The 18,050-nt window shown below is 59.4% G+C and carries 19 protein-coding genes; 15 read left to right on the top strand and 4 right to left on the bottom strand.

All coding sequences use genetic code 11. The annotated features are described in order from the left end of the window. Positions 1–22: 22 nt before the first annotated feature. From argC to ACOERD_RS15670, 7 genes are all read left to right on the top strand, one after another. A complete protein-coding gene (gene argC / locus ACOERD_RS15700; RefSeq protein WP_419739655.1) occupies positions 23–1,051 on the top strand; it encodes an N-acetyl-gamma-glutamyl-phosphate reductase in 1,029 nt (342 codons plus the stop codon). Positions 1,052–1,058: 7 nt separating this feature from the next. After that, complete coding sequence (gene ccmE, locus ACOERD_RS15695; protein WP_170458116.1) at positions 1,059–1,505, top strand: cytochrome c maturation protein CcmE; 447 nt, start codon at positions 1,059–1,061, stop codon at positions 1,503–1,505. A 148-nt stretch (positions 1,506–1,653) separates the two neighbouring features. Continuing rightward, entirely contained in the window at positions 1,654–2,265 is a 612-nt protein-coding gene (locus tag ACOERD_RS15690; protein WP_419740152.1) for a holin-associated N-acetylmuramidase, read from the top strand. Continuing rightward, positions 2,256–2,831 (top strand): holin family protein, encoded by a 576-nt coding sequence (locus tag ACOERD_RS15685; protein ID WP_419739654.1) that lies wholly within the window; start codon positions 2,256–2,258, stop codon positions 2,829–2,831. Before ACOERD_RS15690 ends, ACOERD_RS15685 begins: the two co-directional genes overlap by 10 nt. A gap of 75 nt (positions 2,832–2,906) precedes the next feature. Continuing rightward, positions 2,907–4,871 (top strand): heme lyase CcmF/NrfE family subunit, encoded by a 1,965-nt coding sequence (locus ACOERD_RS15680; protein ID WP_419739653.1) that lies wholly within the window; start codon positions 2,907–2,909, stop codon positions 4,869–4,871. Next, a complete protein-coding gene (locus tag ACOERD_RS15675; RefSeq protein ID WP_170467085.1) occupies positions 4,868–5,323 on the top strand; it encodes a cytochrome c-type biogenesis protein in 456 nt (151 codons plus the stop codon). The genes ACOERD_RS15680 and ACOERD_RS15675 overlap by 4 nt, the downstream gene beginning before the upstream one ends. A gap of 74 nt (positions 5,324–5,397) precedes the next feature. Beyond that, entirely contained in the window at positions 5,398–6,174 is a 777-nt protein-coding gene (locus ACOERD_RS15670; protein WP_419739652.1) for an enoyl-CoA hydratase-related protein, read from the top strand. A 1-nt stretch (position 6,175) separates the two neighbouring features. On the opposite strand, the gene bmt is transcribed toward ACOERD_RS15670, so the two are convergent. Together bmt and ACOERD_RS15660 are read right to left on the bottom strand one after the other, a co-directional pair. Further along, positions 6,176–7,189 carry a betaine--homocysteine S-methyltransferase gene (bmt, locus tag ACOERD_RS15665; protein ID WP_419739651.1) on the bottom strand — a complete coding sequence of 338 codons (1,014 nt, stop codon included), beginning with the start codon at positions 7,187–7,189 and terminating at the stop codon, positions 6,176–6,178. 121 nt (positions 7,190–7,310) lie between these two features. Continuing rightward, on the bottom strand, positions 7,311–7,628 hold the full coding sequence (locus tag ACOERD_RS15660) for a DUF1476 domain-containing protein (protein ID WP_170373627.1): 318 nt from the start codon (positions 7,626–7,628) through the stop codon (positions 7,311–7,313). A gap of 276 nt (positions 7,629–7,904) precedes the next feature. Between ACOERD_RS15660 and purC the strand changes: the two genes are divergently transcribed. The 7 genes from purC (at position 7,905) to ACOERD_RS15625 (ending at position 14,792) form a co-directional block, all read left to right on the top strand. Next, positions 7,905–8,660, top strand: coding sequence for a phosphoribosylaminoimidazolesuccinocarboxamide synthase (gene purC / locus ACOERD_RS15655; RefSeq protein ID WP_170467720.1), 756 nt, complete (start codon positions 7,905–7,907; stop codon positions 8,658–8,660). Between the two features lie 235 nt (positions 8,661–8,895). Next, the gene (gene purS / locus ACOERD_RS15650) at positions 8,896–9,126 is read left to right on the top strand and encodes a phosphoribosylformylglycinamidine synthase subunit PurS (RefSeq protein ID WP_419739650.1); all 231 of its coding nucleotides are present in this window, start codon (positions 8,896–8,898) and stop codon (positions 9,124–9,126) included. 4 nt (positions 9,127–9,130) lie between these two features. Continuing rightward, on the top strand, positions 9,131–10,174 hold the full coding sequence (locus ACOERD_RS15645; protein ID WP_419739649.1) for a zinc-dependent alcohol dehydrogenase family protein: 1,044 nt from the start codon (positions 9,131–9,133) through the stop codon (positions 10,172–10,174). Positions 10,175–10,185: 11 nt separating this feature from the next. Continuing rightward, positions 10,186–10,854, top strand: a complete 669-nt coding sequence (gene purQ / locus ACOERD_RS15640) for a phosphoribosylformylglycinamidine synthase subunit PurQ (RefSeq protein WP_419739648.1) — start codon at positions 10,186–10,188, stop codon at positions 10,852–10,854. A gap of 69 nt (positions 10,855–10,923) precedes the next feature. Beyond that, complete coding sequence (locus ACOERD_RS15635; RefSeq protein ID WP_419739647.1) at positions 10,924–12,669, top strand: sensor histidine kinase; 1,746 nt, start codon at positions 10,924–10,926, stop codon at positions 12,667–12,669. Positions 12,670–12,683: 14 nt separating this feature from the next. Continuing rightward, positions 12,684–14,018: a sigma-54-dependent transcriptional regulator gene (locus ACOERD_RS15630; RefSeq protein ID WP_170373631.1), complete on the top strand. Its 1,335-nt coding sequence runs from the start codon at positions 12,684–12,686 to the stop codon at positions 14,016–14,018. Positions 14,019–14,273: 255 nt separating this feature from the next. Next, positions 14,274–14,792, top strand: coding sequence for an outer membrane protein (locus ACOERD_RS15625; RefSeq protein WP_419739646.1), 519 nt, complete (start codon positions 14,274–14,276; stop codon positions 14,790–14,792). A gap of 6 nt (positions 14,793–14,798) precedes the next feature. Here the strand turns inward: ACOERD_RS15625 and ACOERD_RS15620 are convergent, their stop codons facing one another. Together ACOERD_RS15620 and ACOERD_RS15615 are read right to left on the bottom strand one after the other, a co-directional pair. Next, positions 14,799–15,986 (bottom strand): pyridoxal phosphate-dependent aminotransferase, encoded by a 1,188-nt coding sequence (locus ACOERD_RS15620; protein ID WP_419739645.1) that lies wholly within the window; start codon positions 15,984–15,986, stop codon positions 14,799–14,801. Between the two features lie 57 nt (positions 15,987–16,043). Further along, a complete protein-coding gene (locus ACOERD_RS15615; RefSeq protein ID WP_170467074.1) occupies positions 16,044–16,388 on the bottom strand; it encodes an MmcQ/YjbR family DNA-binding protein in 345 nt (114 codons plus the stop codon). Between the two features lie 206 nt (positions 16,389–16,594). On the opposite strand from ACOERD_RS15615, the gene cysS reads away from it, so the two are divergent. Beyond that, entirely contained in the window at positions 16,595–18,010 is a 1,416-nt protein-coding gene (cysS, locus tag ACOERD_RS15610; protein WP_419739644.1) for a cysteine--tRNA ligase, read from the top strand. The last annotated feature ends 40 nt before the right edge of the window (positions 18,011–18,050 follow it).

Raw genomic sequence — 18,050 nt, 5'->3', positions numbered from 1 at the left:
ACACGCAAAGAAGAGGTCTGACATGACCCATAAAATCGCAATTCTGGGCGCCTCGGGCTATACTGGCGCCGAACTGGTGCGGCTGATCGCTGAGCATCCGAACATGGAGATCGTGGCTCTGGCGGCGGAACGTAAGGCGGGCCTGTCGATGGCTCAGGTCTTCCCGCATCTGCGCCACATGAACCTGCCGGATCTGTGCAAGATTTCTGAGATCGACTTTTCCCAGATTGACCTGTGTTTCTGCGCGTTGCCGCATAAAACCAGTCAGGAAGTGATCCGGGACTTGCCGAAGAACCTGAAAATCATCGACCTTTCCGCTGATTTCCGCCTCCAGGACGCCGACGAGTACGAAAAATGGTACGGCAACCCGCATAGCGCGTTGGAGCAGCAGGAAGAGGCGGTCTATGGCCTGACCGAGTTCTATCGCGACGATATCCGGACAGCACGGCTGGTGGCCGGTACGGGCTGCAATGCGGCGACCGGGCAATATGTGCTGCGGCCGCTGATTTCAGCCGGTGTTATTGATCTGGACGACATCATCCTCGATCTGAAATGCGCCGTTTCGGGCGCTGGCCGATCGTTGAAAGAAAATCTCCTGCATGCCGAGCTGAGCGAAGGCGCGAATGCCTATGCCATCGGTGGCACGCACCGCCATTTGGGCGAGTTCGATCAGGAGTTCTCAAAACTGGCCGGTCGCACGGTGCATATCCAATTCACGCCGCACCTGATCCCGGCGAACCGGGGTATTCTGGCGACCTCCTACGTGAAGGGCGACCCGCAGAGCGTTTACGAAACGCTGGCAAAAGCCTATGCTGACGAGCCTTTCATTGAGGTTCTGCCGATGGGCGAGGCGCCCTCGACCCACCATGTGCGGGGATCGAATTTCTGCCATATCGGTGTTGTTGCGGATCGGATCGAACGGCGCGCGATTGTGATAGCCGCTTTGGACAACCTGACAAAAGGTAGCAGTGGGCAGGCCTTGCAGAATGCCAACCTGATGTTAGGTGACGATGAAACCCAAGGGCTGATGATGGCCCCCTTGTTCCCGTGAGGACGGTATGAAAACGCTCAAGAAACGTCGTCGAGTTCAGATCATTCTGGTGGCCGTAGCGGCGCTGGCGGTGTCGACGGCGTTGATTGGGTATGCGATGCGCGATGGCATCAACTTCTTTCGCTCGCCCAGCCAAGTGATCGCCGAACCGCCTTCGCCGACCGAGGTGTTTCGGATCGGTGGTCTGGTCGAAGAGGGCTCTATCGTCCGGGGGCAAGGTGAAACGGTGCGTTTCGTAGTCACCGATGGCGGAGAGAGCGTTCCGGTGGCATTTACCGGGGTTCTGCCGGATCTCTTCTCGGAAAACGAAGGCATGGTCGGGACCGGCCGCTACGTGAACGGTGTGTTTGAAGCGACTGAAATACTTGCCAAACATGATGAGACCTATATGCCGAAAGAGGTCATGGACGCCTTGAAGGAACAGGGCGTTTACAAGGATCCGGGCGAAAGCTGAACGCAGCTGTGCTGCGTGCCTCCGGCGGAGGTATTTTTGAACAGAAGCGGAGGCGTTGCGTGCGGGTGGCAGGCGGCGCTCTGTTTCGTTTGGGGTTGTTAAGGAGTTTGCAGGATCGTTTCCTCGACTGATGCAGGTGGGGGTCGTGATGCAGACGGTACAACAGATTGCCGAAGAGATTGTGCGTCGGGAAGGCGGGTTCGTGGATGATCGGGATGATCCGGGAGGAGCCACCAATTTCGGCGTGACCATTCACACGATGCGCCGTTTGGGGTTGGATTTAACGCGGGACGGGGTGGTTAATGCCGCCGACGTGCGGGCGCTCAGCCGCGCGCAGGCGGTTGATATCTTTGTGCAGCACTATTTTGAGAAACCGGGGATCGACGCTTTGCCCGAGGCGCTGCAGTCCAGCGTATTCGATATGTATGTGAATTCGGGCGCGCATGCATTGCGCATTTTGCAATCGCTGTTGGTGAAGATGGGTTTTAACGTTGTAGTAGACGGGGTTATCGGTCCTCAAACCATACGCGCCAGTCAAGACGCGGCGCGCCCGAATCCAGTTCAGTTGCGGGACGCTTATGGGGTGGCGCGGCGGAATTATTACTTTCGGCTCGCAGATCGGCGGCCCGCGTCGCGAAAGTATGCGCGTACCCGTGCGGGCGGGAAAGGCGGTTGGATCAGGCGGGCGGAAGAGTTCCTGTCTGATCGCTATCACCTGAGCAATGAGGCGTTTCAGAGGAGGGTTGCGGGATGGGATTGATCTCGGGCGTTTTGGGGTTCTTGTTCGGTGGCGGGCGCAACGTGGTGCGCGAAACCGCAGAGGTTTTTCGGGAAAACGCCGATGCGGGCGCTCAACGCCGGATGGTGGCGCAAACTCAGGCCATGACCCAATTCGGGGCTGAGTTTCAAAGGCCGCCCAAGGGCATGTTCGACCGGTTCATGGACGGGTTGAACCGGCTTCCGCGTCCGGCTTTGGCGCTGGGAACGTTGGGTTTGTTTGCTGCAGCCATGATCGATCCGATCTGGTTTTCGGCGCGAATGCAGGGGATCGCGCTCGTGCCCGAGCCTTTGTGGTGGTTGTTGGGCGTGATTGTCTCGTTCTATTTCGGGGCGCGCCATCAGGCGAAATCGCAGGAATTGCAGCGCGAGATCTCGGCCGTGATGGCGCGGACTCCGACAGTTCTGGCTAACCTTGATGCGCTTGGAAATATGCGCAGTGATCGACCCGGTGTAGCAGATACAGGGTCGGATGCGCGCTTGGTGCAAGAAAGCCTGCTGGCTGATGCAAACCCGGCTTTAGAGGATTGGCGTCGCGAAAGGGGCTGAGTTGCGACACTATGTGCCCCGAAATCAAACGAAAGTGGTTGGCGATTGCCGTACCTCCGGCATATATCCTGCCCTATGGTTACAGAGCTAGGTCACTTCGCGCTAATCCTCGCCTTCTTCGTCGCTATCGTGCAAAGCGTGGTGCCCCTGGTCGGGGCGTCGAAACGCTGGGCCGGATGGATGGCGTTTGCAGAACCGGCGGCAATCTCCCAATTCCTGCTGACTGCGTTCTCCTTCGGAGCGCTGGTCTGGGCGTTTACAACCTCTGATTTCTCACTGAGGATCGTGGTAGAGAACAGCCATTCCGCGAAACCGATGATTTACAAGATCAGTGGGACATGGGGGAACCACGAAGGCTCAATGCTGTTATGGGTGCTGATCGTGACGCTGTTCGGCGCGATGGCCGCGTTTTTTGGTGCAGGCCTGCCGCCCACGCTGAAAGCGCGCGTTTTGGCTGTGCAGTCGGCTGTGGCCGTGGCGTTCTTCGCCTTTATCCTGTTTACATCCAACCCGTTCGACCGGCTGGCGATTGCTCCGTTTGATGGGCGCGATTTGAACCCCCTTTTGCAGGACCCTGGTTTGGCATTCCATCCCCCGTTTCTGTATCTGGGCTATGTCGGCCTGAGCATGGCGTTCAGCTTTGCCGTGGCCGCATTGATCGAGGGCCGTATTGATGCGGCCTGGGGCCGGTGGGTACGGCCGTGGACGCTTGCCGCCTGGGTGTTTCTGACCATTGGGATCGCTCTGGGGTCGTGGTGGGCCTATTATGAGCTGGGCTGGGGGGGGTTCTGGTTCTGGGATCCGGTCGAGAATGCCTCGTTCATGCCATGGCTGCTGGCGGCGGCGTTGCTGCACTCGGCCATCGTGGTGGAGAAGCGCGAGGCGCTTAAGAGCTGGACAATCCTGCTGGCGATTATCGCCTTCGGATTTTCGCTGATCGGGACATTTATTGTGCGCTCGGGGCTTCTGACCTCGGTCCATGCCTTCGCGACAGATCCAGAGCGGGGCGTGTTCATTCTGTTGATACTCGTGTTCTTTATCGGTGGCGCGCTGACCCTTTTTGCGGCGCGAGCGCAGGCGATGGAGGCGAAGGGCGTCTTTGGCATGGTCAGCCGGGAAAGCGCGCTGGTCGTGAACAACGTGCTGTTGGCCGTCAGCTGTTTCGTAGTGTTCGTGGGCACCATGTGGCCGATGGTGGCCGAGATGATGTTTGACCGGAAACTCTCGGTCGGACCTCCGTTCTTTAACGCGGCCTTCACGCCATTCATGGTGCTGTTAGGGTTGGTCTTGCCGGTTGGCGCGATGTTGCCGTGGAAGCGCGGCAAACTGGGCAAAACAGCATGGTCGCTGCGCTATGCGTTTGTGCTGGCCGTCGCCCTTGGCGTGCTGGTCTGGGCCATGCAGACGGGACGCAGTGCCTTGGGGCCAATTGGTCTGTTTCTGGGCGCATGGATCACCTTCGGCGCCGTTCTTGATTTATGGAGCCGGACGGGACGCAACGGCAGCGTGAAACGCCTGTTCCGCCTGCCGGGGGCCGATTGGGGCAAGGCGGTTGCCCACACGGGTCTGGGTGTGACCATCTTCGCCATCGCCGGTCTGACCGCGTGGGAGGTTGAGGATATCCGCGTCGCCCAGCCAGGGCAGCCCTTCGAAGTTGGTCAATTCACTCTAACGCTTGAGGATGTCAATCGCGTGCAAGGGCCGAATTACTTTTCGACCATGGCGGATGTGAAGGTGGAGACCAACGGGCGCATGATCGGGACGCTGCATCCCGAAAAACGTGACTATCCGGTCGCTCGTATGCCCACCACCGAGGCCGCTATTGACTACCGGGTCATGCGCGATCTCTATGTGGTGATTGGGGATCAGCAGGCGGATGGGGGCTGGGTCTTGCGGACCTATATCAAGCCCTTCGCCAACTGGATTTGGGCCGGATGTCTCATGATGGCGTTGGGTGGCGTCCTCAGCCTCTGCGACCGACGATTCCGAGTTGCGGCTGGCGCACGCAAAGCCCCGTCTGCCGGAGTACCCGCAGAATGAAACGTCTGATCCTGATCCTTATGCTTTTGGCGGCACCGGGATTTGCTGTGCAACCGGATGAAGTGCTGGACGATCCGGTGCTGGAACAACGCGCCCGCGACCTCAGCACCGGGTTGCGTTGTCTGGTGTGTCGAAATGAGAGCATCGACGAAAGCAACGCCGATCTGGCGCGCGACCTGCGCTTGCTGGTACGCGAAAGGCTCGTGGCCGGGGATACGGATGAAGAGGCGATCGCCTTCATCGTCGACCGCTATGGTGAATATGTGCTGCTGAAGCCGACGGTTACGGGCTCGAACCTGATGCTGTGGCTGGCCGGGCCGATCATGTTGCTGATTGCGGCCGGTGTCGGCTTGGTCTTTCTGCGCAACCGGGCCAAGGCGCAAGCATTGGGCGAAAGCGACGGGCTGAGCGACGCCGAAAAAGAACGCCTGCGCCAAATTCTGAAAGACTGACGCGTGGTTCCGCTTTTCCTCGGCCTGTGAATACGGCAGTGTCCGTTCACGCAGAGGCGCGAGGGAGAGCTTTAATGGACTACGAAACGATCCTGCTGGACATCACGGACGGGCTGGCAGTGCTGACGCTGAACCGCCCCGACAAGATGAACGCGCTGACCACGCAGATGCGGGCCGAGATCACCCACGCGATGAAACACGCAGCCCGAAATGCGCGGTGCATCGTGTTGACCGGGGCCGGACCAGCCTTTTGTTCCGGGCAGGATCTGGGCGATGCGTCCTCGACCGGAAAGATCGACCTGGAACGATCGCTGCGTGATGAATACGAGCCGATGCTTGAGACCATCCATGACAGCCCGGTGCCTACCATTGCTGCGGTCAACGGACCGGCAGCTGGGGCAGGGGCCAACCTTGCGCTCTGTGCCGATGTGGTGATCGCGACCGAGAGCGCGTATTTCCTGCAGGCCTTTTCCCGCATCGGTTTGCTGCCGGATGCGGGTGGCACATGGTTCATGCCGCGTCAGATGGGGCTGGCCAAGGCCATGGGGGCCGCGTTGTTTGCTGACAAGATCACCGCGCGTCAGGCCGATGATTGGGGCCTGATCTGGGAAGCGGTCGGCGATGATGCATTTGATACCCATTGGCGCAGCCGGGCTGCGCATTTGACCCAAGGGCCGACGGCGGCCTATGGCGCGATCAAACAGGCGCTCCGCGGTACTTATGAGAAGACCTTGCCACAGCAATTGGCGACCGAGGCGCATTTGCAGGGGGAATGTGGACGCTCACGTGACTTCGCCGAAGGCGTGGTGGCCTTCATGGAAAAACGCCCCCCGAAATTCGAGGGGCGCTAACTCAGGCGCGGCGGCGGCGTCGGGTGCGCCGCTCGGGCGCGGCGTCGTCGCCGGTGCCATCCGAGGCGGATGAGAACGGCCCAAGCGCATCCGTGATCTGATCAAGCGTCGGGCGCGCGCCACGCTCTGTGCTGTCCAGAGCGGCGCGCATTTTCTCAAGATGTGCGGGCATGGTGCCACAGCAACCACCGATGATCTTTGCACCTGCGTCACGGGCCATAACGGCATAATCTGCCATCAGCTCGGGAGTGCCGTCATAGTGGATGTGACCTTCGACATATTTCGGGATTCCCGCATTGCCTTTCGAGATCAAAGGCCGCTCTGTCCCCTGCGCAGTGAACCCAAGCACGGTGCGCAGGATATCCGACGCTCCGGTGCCGCAATTCGCGCCAAACGCAATCGGAGGGTTGCGCAATGTTTCGACCAGAAGGGCCAGATCAGCCGAAGTGACGCCCATCATGGTGCGCCCGGCAGTGTCAAAGCTCATGGTGCCGCACCAGGGCATATCCGCCAATGCGAAGGCCTCGGCAGCGGCGCGGAACTCCTCGGGGGCGCTGATTGTTTCGACCCACAGAACATCGACGCCGCCGTCTTTGAGGGCCTCAGCCTGTTCGTGGAACATCTCGACCGCCTCGGAATGCGACAGGCTTCCGACCGGCTCCATGATCTCACCGGTGGGGCCGACCGAGCCGGCAACCACGATGGTGCGTCCGGATTTGTCCGCGACCTCACGCCCGAGTTCAGCGCCAATGCGGTTCAGCTCACCCACGCGGTTTTGCGCGTCATGCAGCTTGAGCCGGGCCGAGGTGCCGCCGAAGGTGTTGGTCAGAAACAGATCGCTGCCCGCATCGACCGAGCCCTGATAAAGCGCGCGGATCTTGTCCGGCGCATCCACATTCCAAAGCTCAGGCGCATCGCCGGATTGCAGACCCATGTTGAAGAGATTGGTTCCGGTCGCACCATCGGCCAGAATGGCCTCTTTGGTCTCGAGAAGCTGGGTCAAGGTGTTTGTCATGGGCTTGGTCCGACGTATTAGGCGCAAAGCGCCCGTATGAATATGAGACGCCCCGTGTCTCATGACCGGGGCGTCAAATCAAATTCATATTACTCATGAAGATCATGAGGGGACGGGTGGCTTAGTCGGTCTCGCTCATGACTTGCGCTTTGGCTTCGGGCAGAAGCTCGGCCATTTTGGCGCGGATTTCGTCATCCGAGGATAGACCGCCCAGATCGGCCGAGACTTTGCGCACGACATCTTCGTGGCCTGCCTCTTCCATATCGGCGATCACTACGGTTTTGGCGTAGTCGTCCGCGTCAGAGCCGGTTTTCCCCAGCTTTGCCGCCGCCCAGAGGCCCAGCAGTTTGTTGCAGCGGGCCTGTGCCTTGAACTGCATTTCTTCGTCATGGGCAAACTTGGCTTCAAAGGCGTTTTCGCGTTCGTCGAACGTGGTCATTTTATTGGGACCTCATAGCGTGGACATTCCTCATCTAGATAAGAAACGAATTTCGGAATGTATAGCGAAAATGGGCTTTGCGCGACCAAATGCGCTGTGTTGCTGCACGCAGGCTTTCTTGGCAGGTCTTAAGTGTGCTCAATACCGTATGAGGAACCGTAGAAAAGCGGATGCTTCGATGGAATACAACGAGGCAACTTGCGGGTTGGGGCGGGCTGCTCTATGAGGGCCGCAGCCGCGCGATATGCGCGTATTGCCGATATGGAAGGGGCCCCGATGGCGCGTCGCAAGAAAATCTACGAAGGCAAAGCCAAGATTCTGTATGAAGGCCCCGAGCCGGGCACTATCGTGCAGTACTTCAAGGATGACGCCACCGCGTTCAATGCCGAAAAGAAAGACGTGATCGATGGCAAAGGCGTTCTGAACAATCGCCTGTCCGAGTTTTTCATGAACGGCCTTACCCAGATCGGTGTTCCAAACCACTTCATCCGCCGCCTGAACATGCGCGAGCAGTTGGTGCGGAATTGCGAGATCGTCCCTCTGGAAGTGATTGTGCGCAACTATGCCGCCGGTACGATGTCCAAGCGTCTGGGCATTGCCGAGGGCACGCAGCTGCCGCGTCCGATTGTAGAATACTGCTACAAGGACGACTCTCTGGGTGATCCGTTGGTCACCGAAGAGCATATCGCGGCCTTTGGCTGGGCCAGCCAGCAGGACATGGACGATATCCTCAGCCTCGCACTGCGCGTGAACGACTTCATGAGCGGTGTCATGCTGGCCGTGGGCATTCGACTGGTTGATTTCAAAATCGAGATCGGCCGCGTATTCGACGGTGATTACCAGCGTCTGATCGTCGCTGATGAGATCAGCCCCGACAGCTGCCGCCTGTGGGATATCGAAACCGGCCAGAAGCTGGATAAGGATGTTTTCCGCCGCGATCTCGGCAACCTGACCGACGCCTATTCCGAGGTCGCGCGCCGCTTGGGTGTTCTGCCGCAAAGCAACGTGACCAAGCCGACGCTGATCAACTGATCTCGGCCTCTGCCTAAAAGATTTGCAAAGCGCCGCCCCGATCTGGGCGGCGTTTTTCGTGCGAGAGCAGGGTATGCCGTTCGACCCGCATCACCCGCGCGGACAGATTTGAGGCACGCCCTTTCGTAGCTTTTCAATCTTCGCCGCAAACAGGGTTGTCCCAAAGGCGCAACCGCGCTATCCCCCGCGCAACGAAATGGGCCTTCGATCGTGGCCCTCAGGTGGAGTTGCGAAGATGAAGGCACGGGTGCATGTGATGCTCAAGAACGGGGTGCTGGACCCTCAGGGTGAGGCGGTCCGCCACGCATTGGGTGCCATGGGCTTTGATCAGGTCAAAGCTGTGCGCCAGGGCAAGGTCATTGATCTGGAACTGGCCGAAGGCGCTACCGAGGCAGACGTGACCGAGATGTGCGAAAAGCTGTTGGCCAACACCGTCATCGAACGCTACGAGATCGAACTGGTCTGATTGGATGCGGGCGGCGCGTCTGATCACCTATGGCCAGCCGCTGGAGCTGACCACCATTCCCGACCCTGAACCGGCCGAGGATGGCGTTGTCGTCCGAGTGTTGGCCTGCGGAGTCTGCCGGTCAGATTGGCATGCTTGGTCGGGTTCAGACCCGGATGTGATCCTCCCGATGACACCCGGCCACGAATATTGCGGCGAGGTGGTTGCGGTGGGCAGCCGCGTCCGCCGTTGGAAGATCGGTGATCGGGTGATTGCGCCTTTCATTCTGGCCTGTGGTCATTGTCAGGACTGTGCCCAAGGCAATCAAACCACCTGCGCCGAGCAGGTCGTGCCGGGGTTTACCTGTGACGGTGCTTTCGCCGAGTATATTGCGGTTGCGCATGCGGATGCCAATCTGACGGAATTGCCCGAGACACTCGCGCCCGAGATCGCGGCGGCGTTGGGATGTCGGATCACGACCGCGTGGCAGGCGTTGGTTGGACGCGCGCAGCTACAAGGCGGCGAATGGCTGGCCGTGTTCGGCGGTGGCGGAGTAGGCGTCTCAACCCTGTTGTTGGGCAAGGCGCTTGGCGCACGGGTGGTTGTCGTCGATATTTCGGAAGACAAGTTGAGCTACGCCAAATCTCTGGGCGCGGATGCTGTTGTGAACGCGGCGACATGCGATGCGCCTGAAGCGGTGAAAGATATAACCGGCGGCGGTGCCCATGTGGCGATCGAGGCGCTTGGGATTGAAGCCACGACCGTGGCGTCGATGCGGTCCCTGCGCAAACTGGGCTGCATGGTTCAAATCGGCATGCCTGCGGGCGATCATGCTGCTATGACGCTGCCGATGGATGTGCTCTATTCCGGTCAGCTGTCTGTATATGGAACACGAGGGATACCTAGTTGGCGCTATCCATCGCTTCTGTCGTTGATCACGGGTACGGATCTTGATCTGAGCCCTCTCGTGACACGACACGTATCTCTGAACCAGGTGAGTGAAGAACTTGCCGCTTTCGACGCTCCTGCACCTCCGGGTGTGGCGATTGTCACTGATTTTACTTGCTAGGAGGGTCCGCCATGCGCGCAGCCGTCATCGTATTCCCCGGATCAAACTGCGACCGGGACCTTGCCGTAGCCTTTGAACAGGCCGGCTTCGCCGTTGACATGGTCTGGCACAAGGATGCCGCGCTGCCTGAGGGGGTCGACATTGTCGGCGTTCCCGGTGGCTTCTCGTACGGCGACTACCTGCGCTGTGGGGCCATCGCCGCACAATCGCCGATCTGCAAGGCTGTGGTCGATCATACCGAGCGTGGCGGTTATGCCGTTGGTATCTGTAACGGTTTCCAGATCCTGACTGAGACCGGGATTCTGCCCGGCGCGCTGCTGCGCAATGCCGGTCTGAAATACATCTGCAAGACGGTTGGCCTGAAGGTGGAAACCAGCGACAGTGCCTTCACGCAAGGCTACAATGCAGGCGACGTGATCGGCATTCCGATCGCCCACCATGACGGCAACTATTTCGCCAATGACGCCACCTTGTCCGCGCTGAAGGATCAGGACCGGATCGCGTTCACCTATACCGAGAATCCAAACGGGTCGGTCGGGGATATCGCGGGCATCTTGTCGGAAAACCGTCGCGTTCTTGGCATGATGCCGCACCCCGAACGCGCAGCGGATGAGGGGCATGGCGGTACCGACGGGACGGCATTGTTCCGCGCATTGTCCGGCGTTCTGGCCCCGGCGTGACTTGAGGTCGCCGCTCAGCCCGCGTAACTTTCGGGAATGAGTTCAGGCCTTCACTCGATCAAGGACAAAATGACCCGTCCATTTCGCGGCGCCCCTTTGGGGTGGCGGCTGCGTGTGGCTGTTATTCTCGTCCTTTTGACCGCCGTTGCGACGATCTGGGTGACGAACCGGTTGCTGACTGACCGGTTCACCGAGTCGACCCGCAACCGTGCTGAGCTGCGCCTTGCCCTCTATTCTGGCAACCTCCTCAGCGAATTGCGGCGCAACGCGATTGTGCCGCAGCTTCTGTCACGGGACCCGACGCTGATCTCGGCGCTGCAATCCAGTGACTACCTGTTGTCCAGCCAGCGTCTGATCTCTTTCGTTGAAGAGATCGGGGCCGCGTCCTTGATGCTTATGGACGGGGATGGCGTGACGGTGGCGGCTACTGACCGCAATCGCCTGCTCGAAGGGCATCGCAATGCGCCCTATTTTGTGGACGCAATCCGCTCGAACGCGACGATATTTACGGTCAGCCCACGCGAAACCGGCGACTACAGCTTTATCTATTCCCGCAGGATCGAGGCGAATTCCGAGATCCTCGGCGTGATCGTGGTTGAGGTCGACCTGCAGAAATTCGAACGCGCCTGGGCCGGGATTTCTGATGCCGTGCTGGTGCGAGACAGCACTGGCAACATCATTCTGTCGACCGAGCCGCAATGGCGGGGGCTGGACGAAAGCTCGGCCATGTTGCGGCAGACGCCAGAAAGCGCGATCCAGCGCGCACTGCGGGCCACGGCCGATTGGTCTGCGTTGCCGCCGGATGGCTATTTGGAAGGTGAGGCCGTCATAAGGCTTGAGACTCGCATACCGTTCCGCGGCTGGCAGATGGCCTCGTTCACCACCTATGACTCCATCCGCGAAAAGGTGAACAGCGTGCTGGCGCTGGAAATCATGGGTTTTGCGATTCTCCTGGCGGCGGCGTTCTATCTGCTCAGCCGTCGCGCCGCCTCGCGCGTGGTTCTTTTCCAGCGCGAGTCGGCAGAGCTTCGCGCATTGAACGCGAGGCTGCAGCGGGAAATCGCTGAGCGCGAACGGGTTGAAAAGACGTTGGATTTGGCGGAACAGACGCTTGCGCAAAGCTCGAAACTGGCCGCCTTGGGTGAGATGTCGGCGGCGGTAAGCCATGAGCTTAATCAACCTCTGGCTGCAATGAAAACCTACCTCGCCGGGGCGCGTCTGCTGCTACGCAGAAACCGACCGGAAGAAGCCCTCGCCAGCTTTGGTCGTATTGATGGTCTGATCGAACGGATGGGCGCAATTACCCGGCAGCTGAAGTCTTACGCGCGTAAGGGGGCGGATGCGTTTTCGCCTGTAAACCTTGGCGAAGCACTGGCCTCGTCACTGTCGATGATGGAGCCTCAGCTGAGGCAGCGCCATGTGAAGATTACTCAAATCCTTCCCGAAGACCCTGTTATTGTGATGGGGGACCGGATGCGGATCGAGCAGGTCATGGTCAACCTCTTGCGCAATGCTCTGGACGCCACCAAATCTGTAGCTGAACCGGATGTTGAGATCATCCTGGCGGCGGGCGACATGGCGGTGCTGACCGTGCGCGACAACGGGTATGGTATTAAGGATATCGAAAGCCTGTTTGAACCCTTCTACACCACCAAGCAGCCCGGCGATGGGGTCGGGCTGGGGCTTGCTATCTCGTCGGGGATCGTGAACGACCATGGTGGACGGCTGACCGCACGCAACGGCCAGAAAGGTGGCGCGGTGTTCGAGATGCAACTGCCGATACTGGGAAGCGACGGCCTTGAGGCCGCTGAATAACACGAGGGAATACTATGGCACAGGCCATGAAGATCGCCATTGTCGATGACGAACAGGACATGCGCCAGTCGATCAGCCAATGGCTGGCACTGTCGGGATATGATACTGAGACCTTTGCCAGCGCCGAAGATGCGCTTAAGGTTCTCGGGCCGGATTACCCGGGGATCGTGATCTCGGACATCAAGATGCCCGGCATGGACGGCATTCAATTGCTGAAAAAACTGATGGGGGCCGATAGTACACTGCCGGTGATCATGATCACCGGTCACGGCGATGTTCCAATGGCGGTCGAGGCGATGCGCGTTGGCGCGTTTGATTTCCTTGAAAAGCCCTTTAACCCGGACCGCATGTCGGAACTGGCCAAACGCGCCAGTAACGCGCGGCGTCTGACGCTGGACAACCGCGCCCTGCGGCGCGAGCTGTCGGGTGGTACGCAGATCATGAACAAACTGATCGGCGCCAGCCCGGTGATGGAGCGTCTGCGCGAAGATATCCTCGATCTGGGGCAGGCGGACGGCCATGTGCTGATCGACGGAGAGACAGGCACTGGCAAAACGCTAGTCGCGCATGCTCTGCACGCCGTTGGCAGCCGCGCGGGCAAGAAATTCGTTCTGGTGTCCTGCGCGGCACTTGAAGAAGAAGTGTTGTCCAAACGCCTGTTCGGCCCGATGATGCCCGAGGATGCGCAGCTTCCCGCGATTGAAGAGGCGCGTGGCGGGACACTGGTTCTGGAAGATGTTGAGGCGTTGAGCGACACCTTGCAGGCCCGCTTGCTGAGCGTGATGAACGAGCAGGGCACCCCTGCGGAAACGCGGATCGTTGCGATCTCGAACCTGCAAGAGGCGGGTAAGACCTCCGAGGACGTGCTGCGCCCGGACCTGTTCTACCGTCTGGCCGCCCTTCGGATCACCATGCCGCCGCTGCGACAGCGAGGAGAAGATATCCTGACGTTGTTCACCCGCCTCAGTGAACAGTTCGCCGAGGAATACGGCTGTGACGCCCCTCAGGTTAGTGCGCAGGAAGCGGCGCAACTTTTGCAAGCCCCGTGGCCGGGCAATGTGCGTCAGTTGATTAACATCGCCGAACGCGCGGTGCTGCAATCGCGTCGTGGCTCGGGCACGATTGCGTCCTTGCTGATGTCCGATCACGAGGAAATGCAGCCGGTAATGACCACCGAGGGCAAACCCCTGAAAGAATACGTGGAAGCGTTCGAACGGATGCTGATCGACAACACCATGCGTCGCCACAAGGGCTCAATCGCGTCGGTGATGGATGAGCTTTGCCTGCCGCGCCGGACTCTGAACGAAAAGATGGCAAAATACGGTCTGCAGCGGTCTGACTATCTATAAAGGCGCGACCGGCGCCAAGCCAACGCTCCGTTCACGCTGGTGTTCGGGGCGTTTATTATGGCGCAGAGGCCCACTCAGGCCTTTTGCACGTACCTTAAAGAGATTTTAACCCGCTATGGGGGAAATCTGTTATACTGCATTCACTTATCGTTGATGCAGATTTGAATTTAGCAGTGGCGTTCCTAGGTTAAACACTCAGATACGCGGGTGTTTGGTCCGCAAAAAACCGGCGATGCGCCTGATTTGGAGACGTGTATGAAGCCCCTCTCGGCCCTTATTGTCGCTGCGACGATAGCGATGACCAGCCCGGCCTCGGCCGAGGACTGGACGGGAGCCTACGCCGGGTTCAGCTTTGGCTATGCGGATGCGGACGGGTCCGGCGGCGCGGGTGGCAACGATACCGTTTTCGGACCTCATGTAGGGTATAACCGCGATTTCGGCGCCTTCGTTCTGGGAGGTGAGCTGGAGTATAACCGCCTGTCCCTCAACCTTGGTCAGGATCAGGGCAGCGTCGACAGCATAACCCGGCTGAAGTTTCGCGGCGGGTATGATTTTGGCGCGGCAATGGGTTATGTCGTGGTCGGCGCTGCGCGTGTTGAAACCTCGGAAGAGAACGACACAGCGGCGGTTTATGGAATCGGCATTGCCTATCCCATCGGCGAGAACTTCGTCATCAGTGGCGAAGCACTGCGGCAGGATTTTGACGATGTCACCCGCTCGGGCGGCGGGTTGGACACGAATATCTTCAACCTGCGCACAACGTTCCGGTTCTAAGCGCCTTCACTCGGCGGCTTGCTGACCTGCCATTTCGGACGCGAAGGTACAGATCGTCTTCAGAGCCGTTTCGAAACGATCGTCATCGACAGTCATAGCAACGCGGACGTGTCCTGCAGCGGCCGTGCCGAAGCTCTCTCCGGGCATGACGGCAATCGCGTGTTTATCGAGAAGGGCATTTGCAAACCCCTCACCGGTCAGACCGGTCGCACGGATATCCAACATTAGGTACATCGCGCCATCCGCGGGGACGAGGCCGATGGTATTCTGTTCGGCCAGCACCTCTAGCGCGCGGGCCCGACGACGACGGAAGGGGGCGGCGATTTCGTCTTCGAGTGTTGTGCCCGCGTTCAAGGCAAAGCGCGCGGCATCCTGAATGAAACCCGGGACGCCATAAGTGGTGTGGGTGGCAAGGTTGATGAGGTGGCTGATGACCTCTTCTGGGCCAATGATCCAGCCGCAGCGTGATCCGGTCATGGCGTGGGATTTCGACATGGACCCGACGACCAGAGTGCGATCGACCATACCGGGCAGGGCGCGCGGAGACAGATGTTTGCCGTTCCATATCTGCGTGTCGTAGACCTCATCCGAGATCAGCCACAGGTCGCGTCTCTGGCACAGTTCGGCGATGGCCTTTAGCGTGTCGGGTGAATAAACCACTCCGGTCGGGTTGTTCGGCGTGTTGATCAGCAACGAGACCGCGCCATCGGCCATGGCCTCGATCTGTTCGGCCCGCGGCTGAAAGGCATCCTCGGCTGTGGTCGGAACCGCCCGAGCCACAGCTCCGGTTCCGCGAATGGTGCCGGGATAAGTGGCATAGTAGGGGTCAAGGAACAGCCCGACATCGCCGGGGTTGCACACAGCCATATGAGCCGCAAACAACCCCGCCTGTCCGCCCGGAGTGATCAGGACATTGTTTCGGGTGGTTGGTACTCCGGTCCGGGTCTGAACCCGTGCGGCGACCGTGTCGCGCAGCAGATCGGTGCCCGGCACCATGGCATAACCGGTATGGCCGTCGCGGGCCGATCGGTTCATCGCATCCAGGATCGAGGCATTGGTGCCGATGTCATGTTCGCCGATTGTCAGCTGCGTCACGGCGTGGCCTTGGGCGACCATGCGGCGCGCGCGATAGAACACATCCCACCCGTCGCTGCCGCCTCCGGTGATCTGCGTGATGCGATCTGACAGTTTCATGGTCTTGCCTCGGTTTGTCTTTGTGGCGACAGGGGCAGAGCGATCCTAAATTGTCAATCAGCTTCGCGCAGGAAGGGTGGCCTGAACCTTTTTTGTAAGCGACGCACGCACCAGATCGTAAGAGGCGGCAAGGCGGTAGCGCATTTCGTCCTCATCCGCGTCAAAGGGCAGGCGAACCCAGCTGCGATGGAAATATGGGGCTTTCACACCGACACCTGCATCAATCAGCATCTGCGCGGTTTCGATATCGGGTGTTTTGACCGAAACGCCATCATTTGCGGTCCCGATACAGGCGAACATCTTGTCGCCAACCTTCCACGCATCATGCCCGCCGCCCCAGGGGTCGGACCACTCGGCCCCTGGCAGCTCGCGGCAGATAGAGTTGACGAAATCCCGGCTCATACGTGCAGAGTGCTGGAGAAGACGCGCGAACTCAAGCCTTGGCTTGGCGCGCGACGCATGTTATGCCGAGCGCATGAACCGGATGACCTGCATCATTATCTGCTGCATTACCTGCTGAATTCTCAAGCGGGCCGGTTTCTTTCGTTTTCATCCCTGAGACAAGTTGCTAAGCCCGCGCCAACGCGCAAGCTTTAGGAGCCCGAGTGATGACGACAATCAAGCTGCACAATACACGGACGCGGATGAAGGAAGACTTCGTTCCGATCGATTCCGACAACGTGCGGATGTATGTCTGCGGGCCCACTGTCTATGACCGGGCCCATCTGGGCAATGCGCGGCCCGTGGTGGTTTTCGATGTCCTGTATCGGTTGCTGCGCCATGTCTACGGTACGGATCAGGTTACTTACGTACGCAATTTCACCGACGTGGATGACAAGATCAACGCGACTGCTTTGGCCCGCAAACAGGCCGGGGCCCAGGGGCCGTTGGAGCAGTTGGTGCAGGAACGCTCGGACGAGACTATCGGCTGGTATCTGCATGACATGGGCAAGCTTGGTACGTTGAAACCATCTATACGCGGAGAAAATTGCGAAAAAGCAATGCCGCGCGCGACCGAGTATATCGCGCAGATGATCGAAATGATCAAAGGGTTGATCGCGAAGGGTCATGCCTATGCTGCCGAAGGGCATGTGCTGTTTGCTGTCGATAGCTGGAAATCGGGGTATGGCAAGCTTTCCGGTCGCTCGGTCGATGACATGATTGCCGGCGCACGGGTTGAGGTTGCACCTTACAAAAAGAACCCGATGGATTTTGTGCTGTGGAAGCCCTCGACCGATGAACTACCGGGGTGGGACTCGCCTTGGGGTCGGGGCCGTCCGGGGTGGCATATTGAATGCTCGGCCATGAGCTATGAGTTGCTGGGCGCGAGTTTTGATATTCACGGCGGTGGCAATGATCTGATGTTCCCGCATCATGAGAATGAGATCGCTCAAAGCTGCTGCGCGCACCCCGAGGGTGAGTTCGCGCGGGTCTGGATGCATAACGAGATGCTGCAGGTCGAAGGCAAAAAGATGTCCAAGTCGCTGGGCAATTTCTTCACCGTGCATGACTTGCTGGAACAAGGCGTGCCGGGTGAGGTGATCCGCTTTGTTTTCCTGCAGACTCATTATCGCAAACCGATGGACTGGACCGAGAAGAAGGCACGTGAAGCCGAGGCGACGTTGCGCAAGTGGCGGGCGCTGACAGCGGGCGTCGAGCCCGCCGCCAGCGCGGCCCCCTCGGTCATTGAGGCGCTGTCGGACGACCTGAACACAGCGGGTGCCATCGCCGAACTGCATCGTTTGGCTGCGGAAGGAGATGCGGCGGCTCTGCTAGCCAGCGCTCGGGTTCTTGGGCTTTTGGGCGAAGATATGGGCGCCTGGGCCGAAGCGGTGGATCTGAGTACTTTCGCTGCCAAATTGGCAGAGGCTCGTGCAGAAGCGATGCAGAGCAAGGACTTCTCGGAAGTGGACCGTTTGAAATCCGCTTTTGTCGCCGCAGGTCTGGAAGTGCGCATGAGCAAAGAAGGCGTTGAACTGGTTCCGGCTGCGGGATTTGATGCGTCAAAACTGGATGATGTTTGAAGGAAATCCGCGCGCCACGTGGAAAGATCGACTACTCTGG

It is taken from the genome of Ruegeria sp., from assembly GCF_965199275.1.
GTDB lineage: Bacteria > Pseudomonadota > Alphaproteobacteria > Rhodobacterales > Rhodobacteraceae > Ruegeria.
The sequence above is the reverse complement of the archived record's forward strand: the minus strand, read 5'-3'. Positions and strand labels throughout refer to the sequence as shown.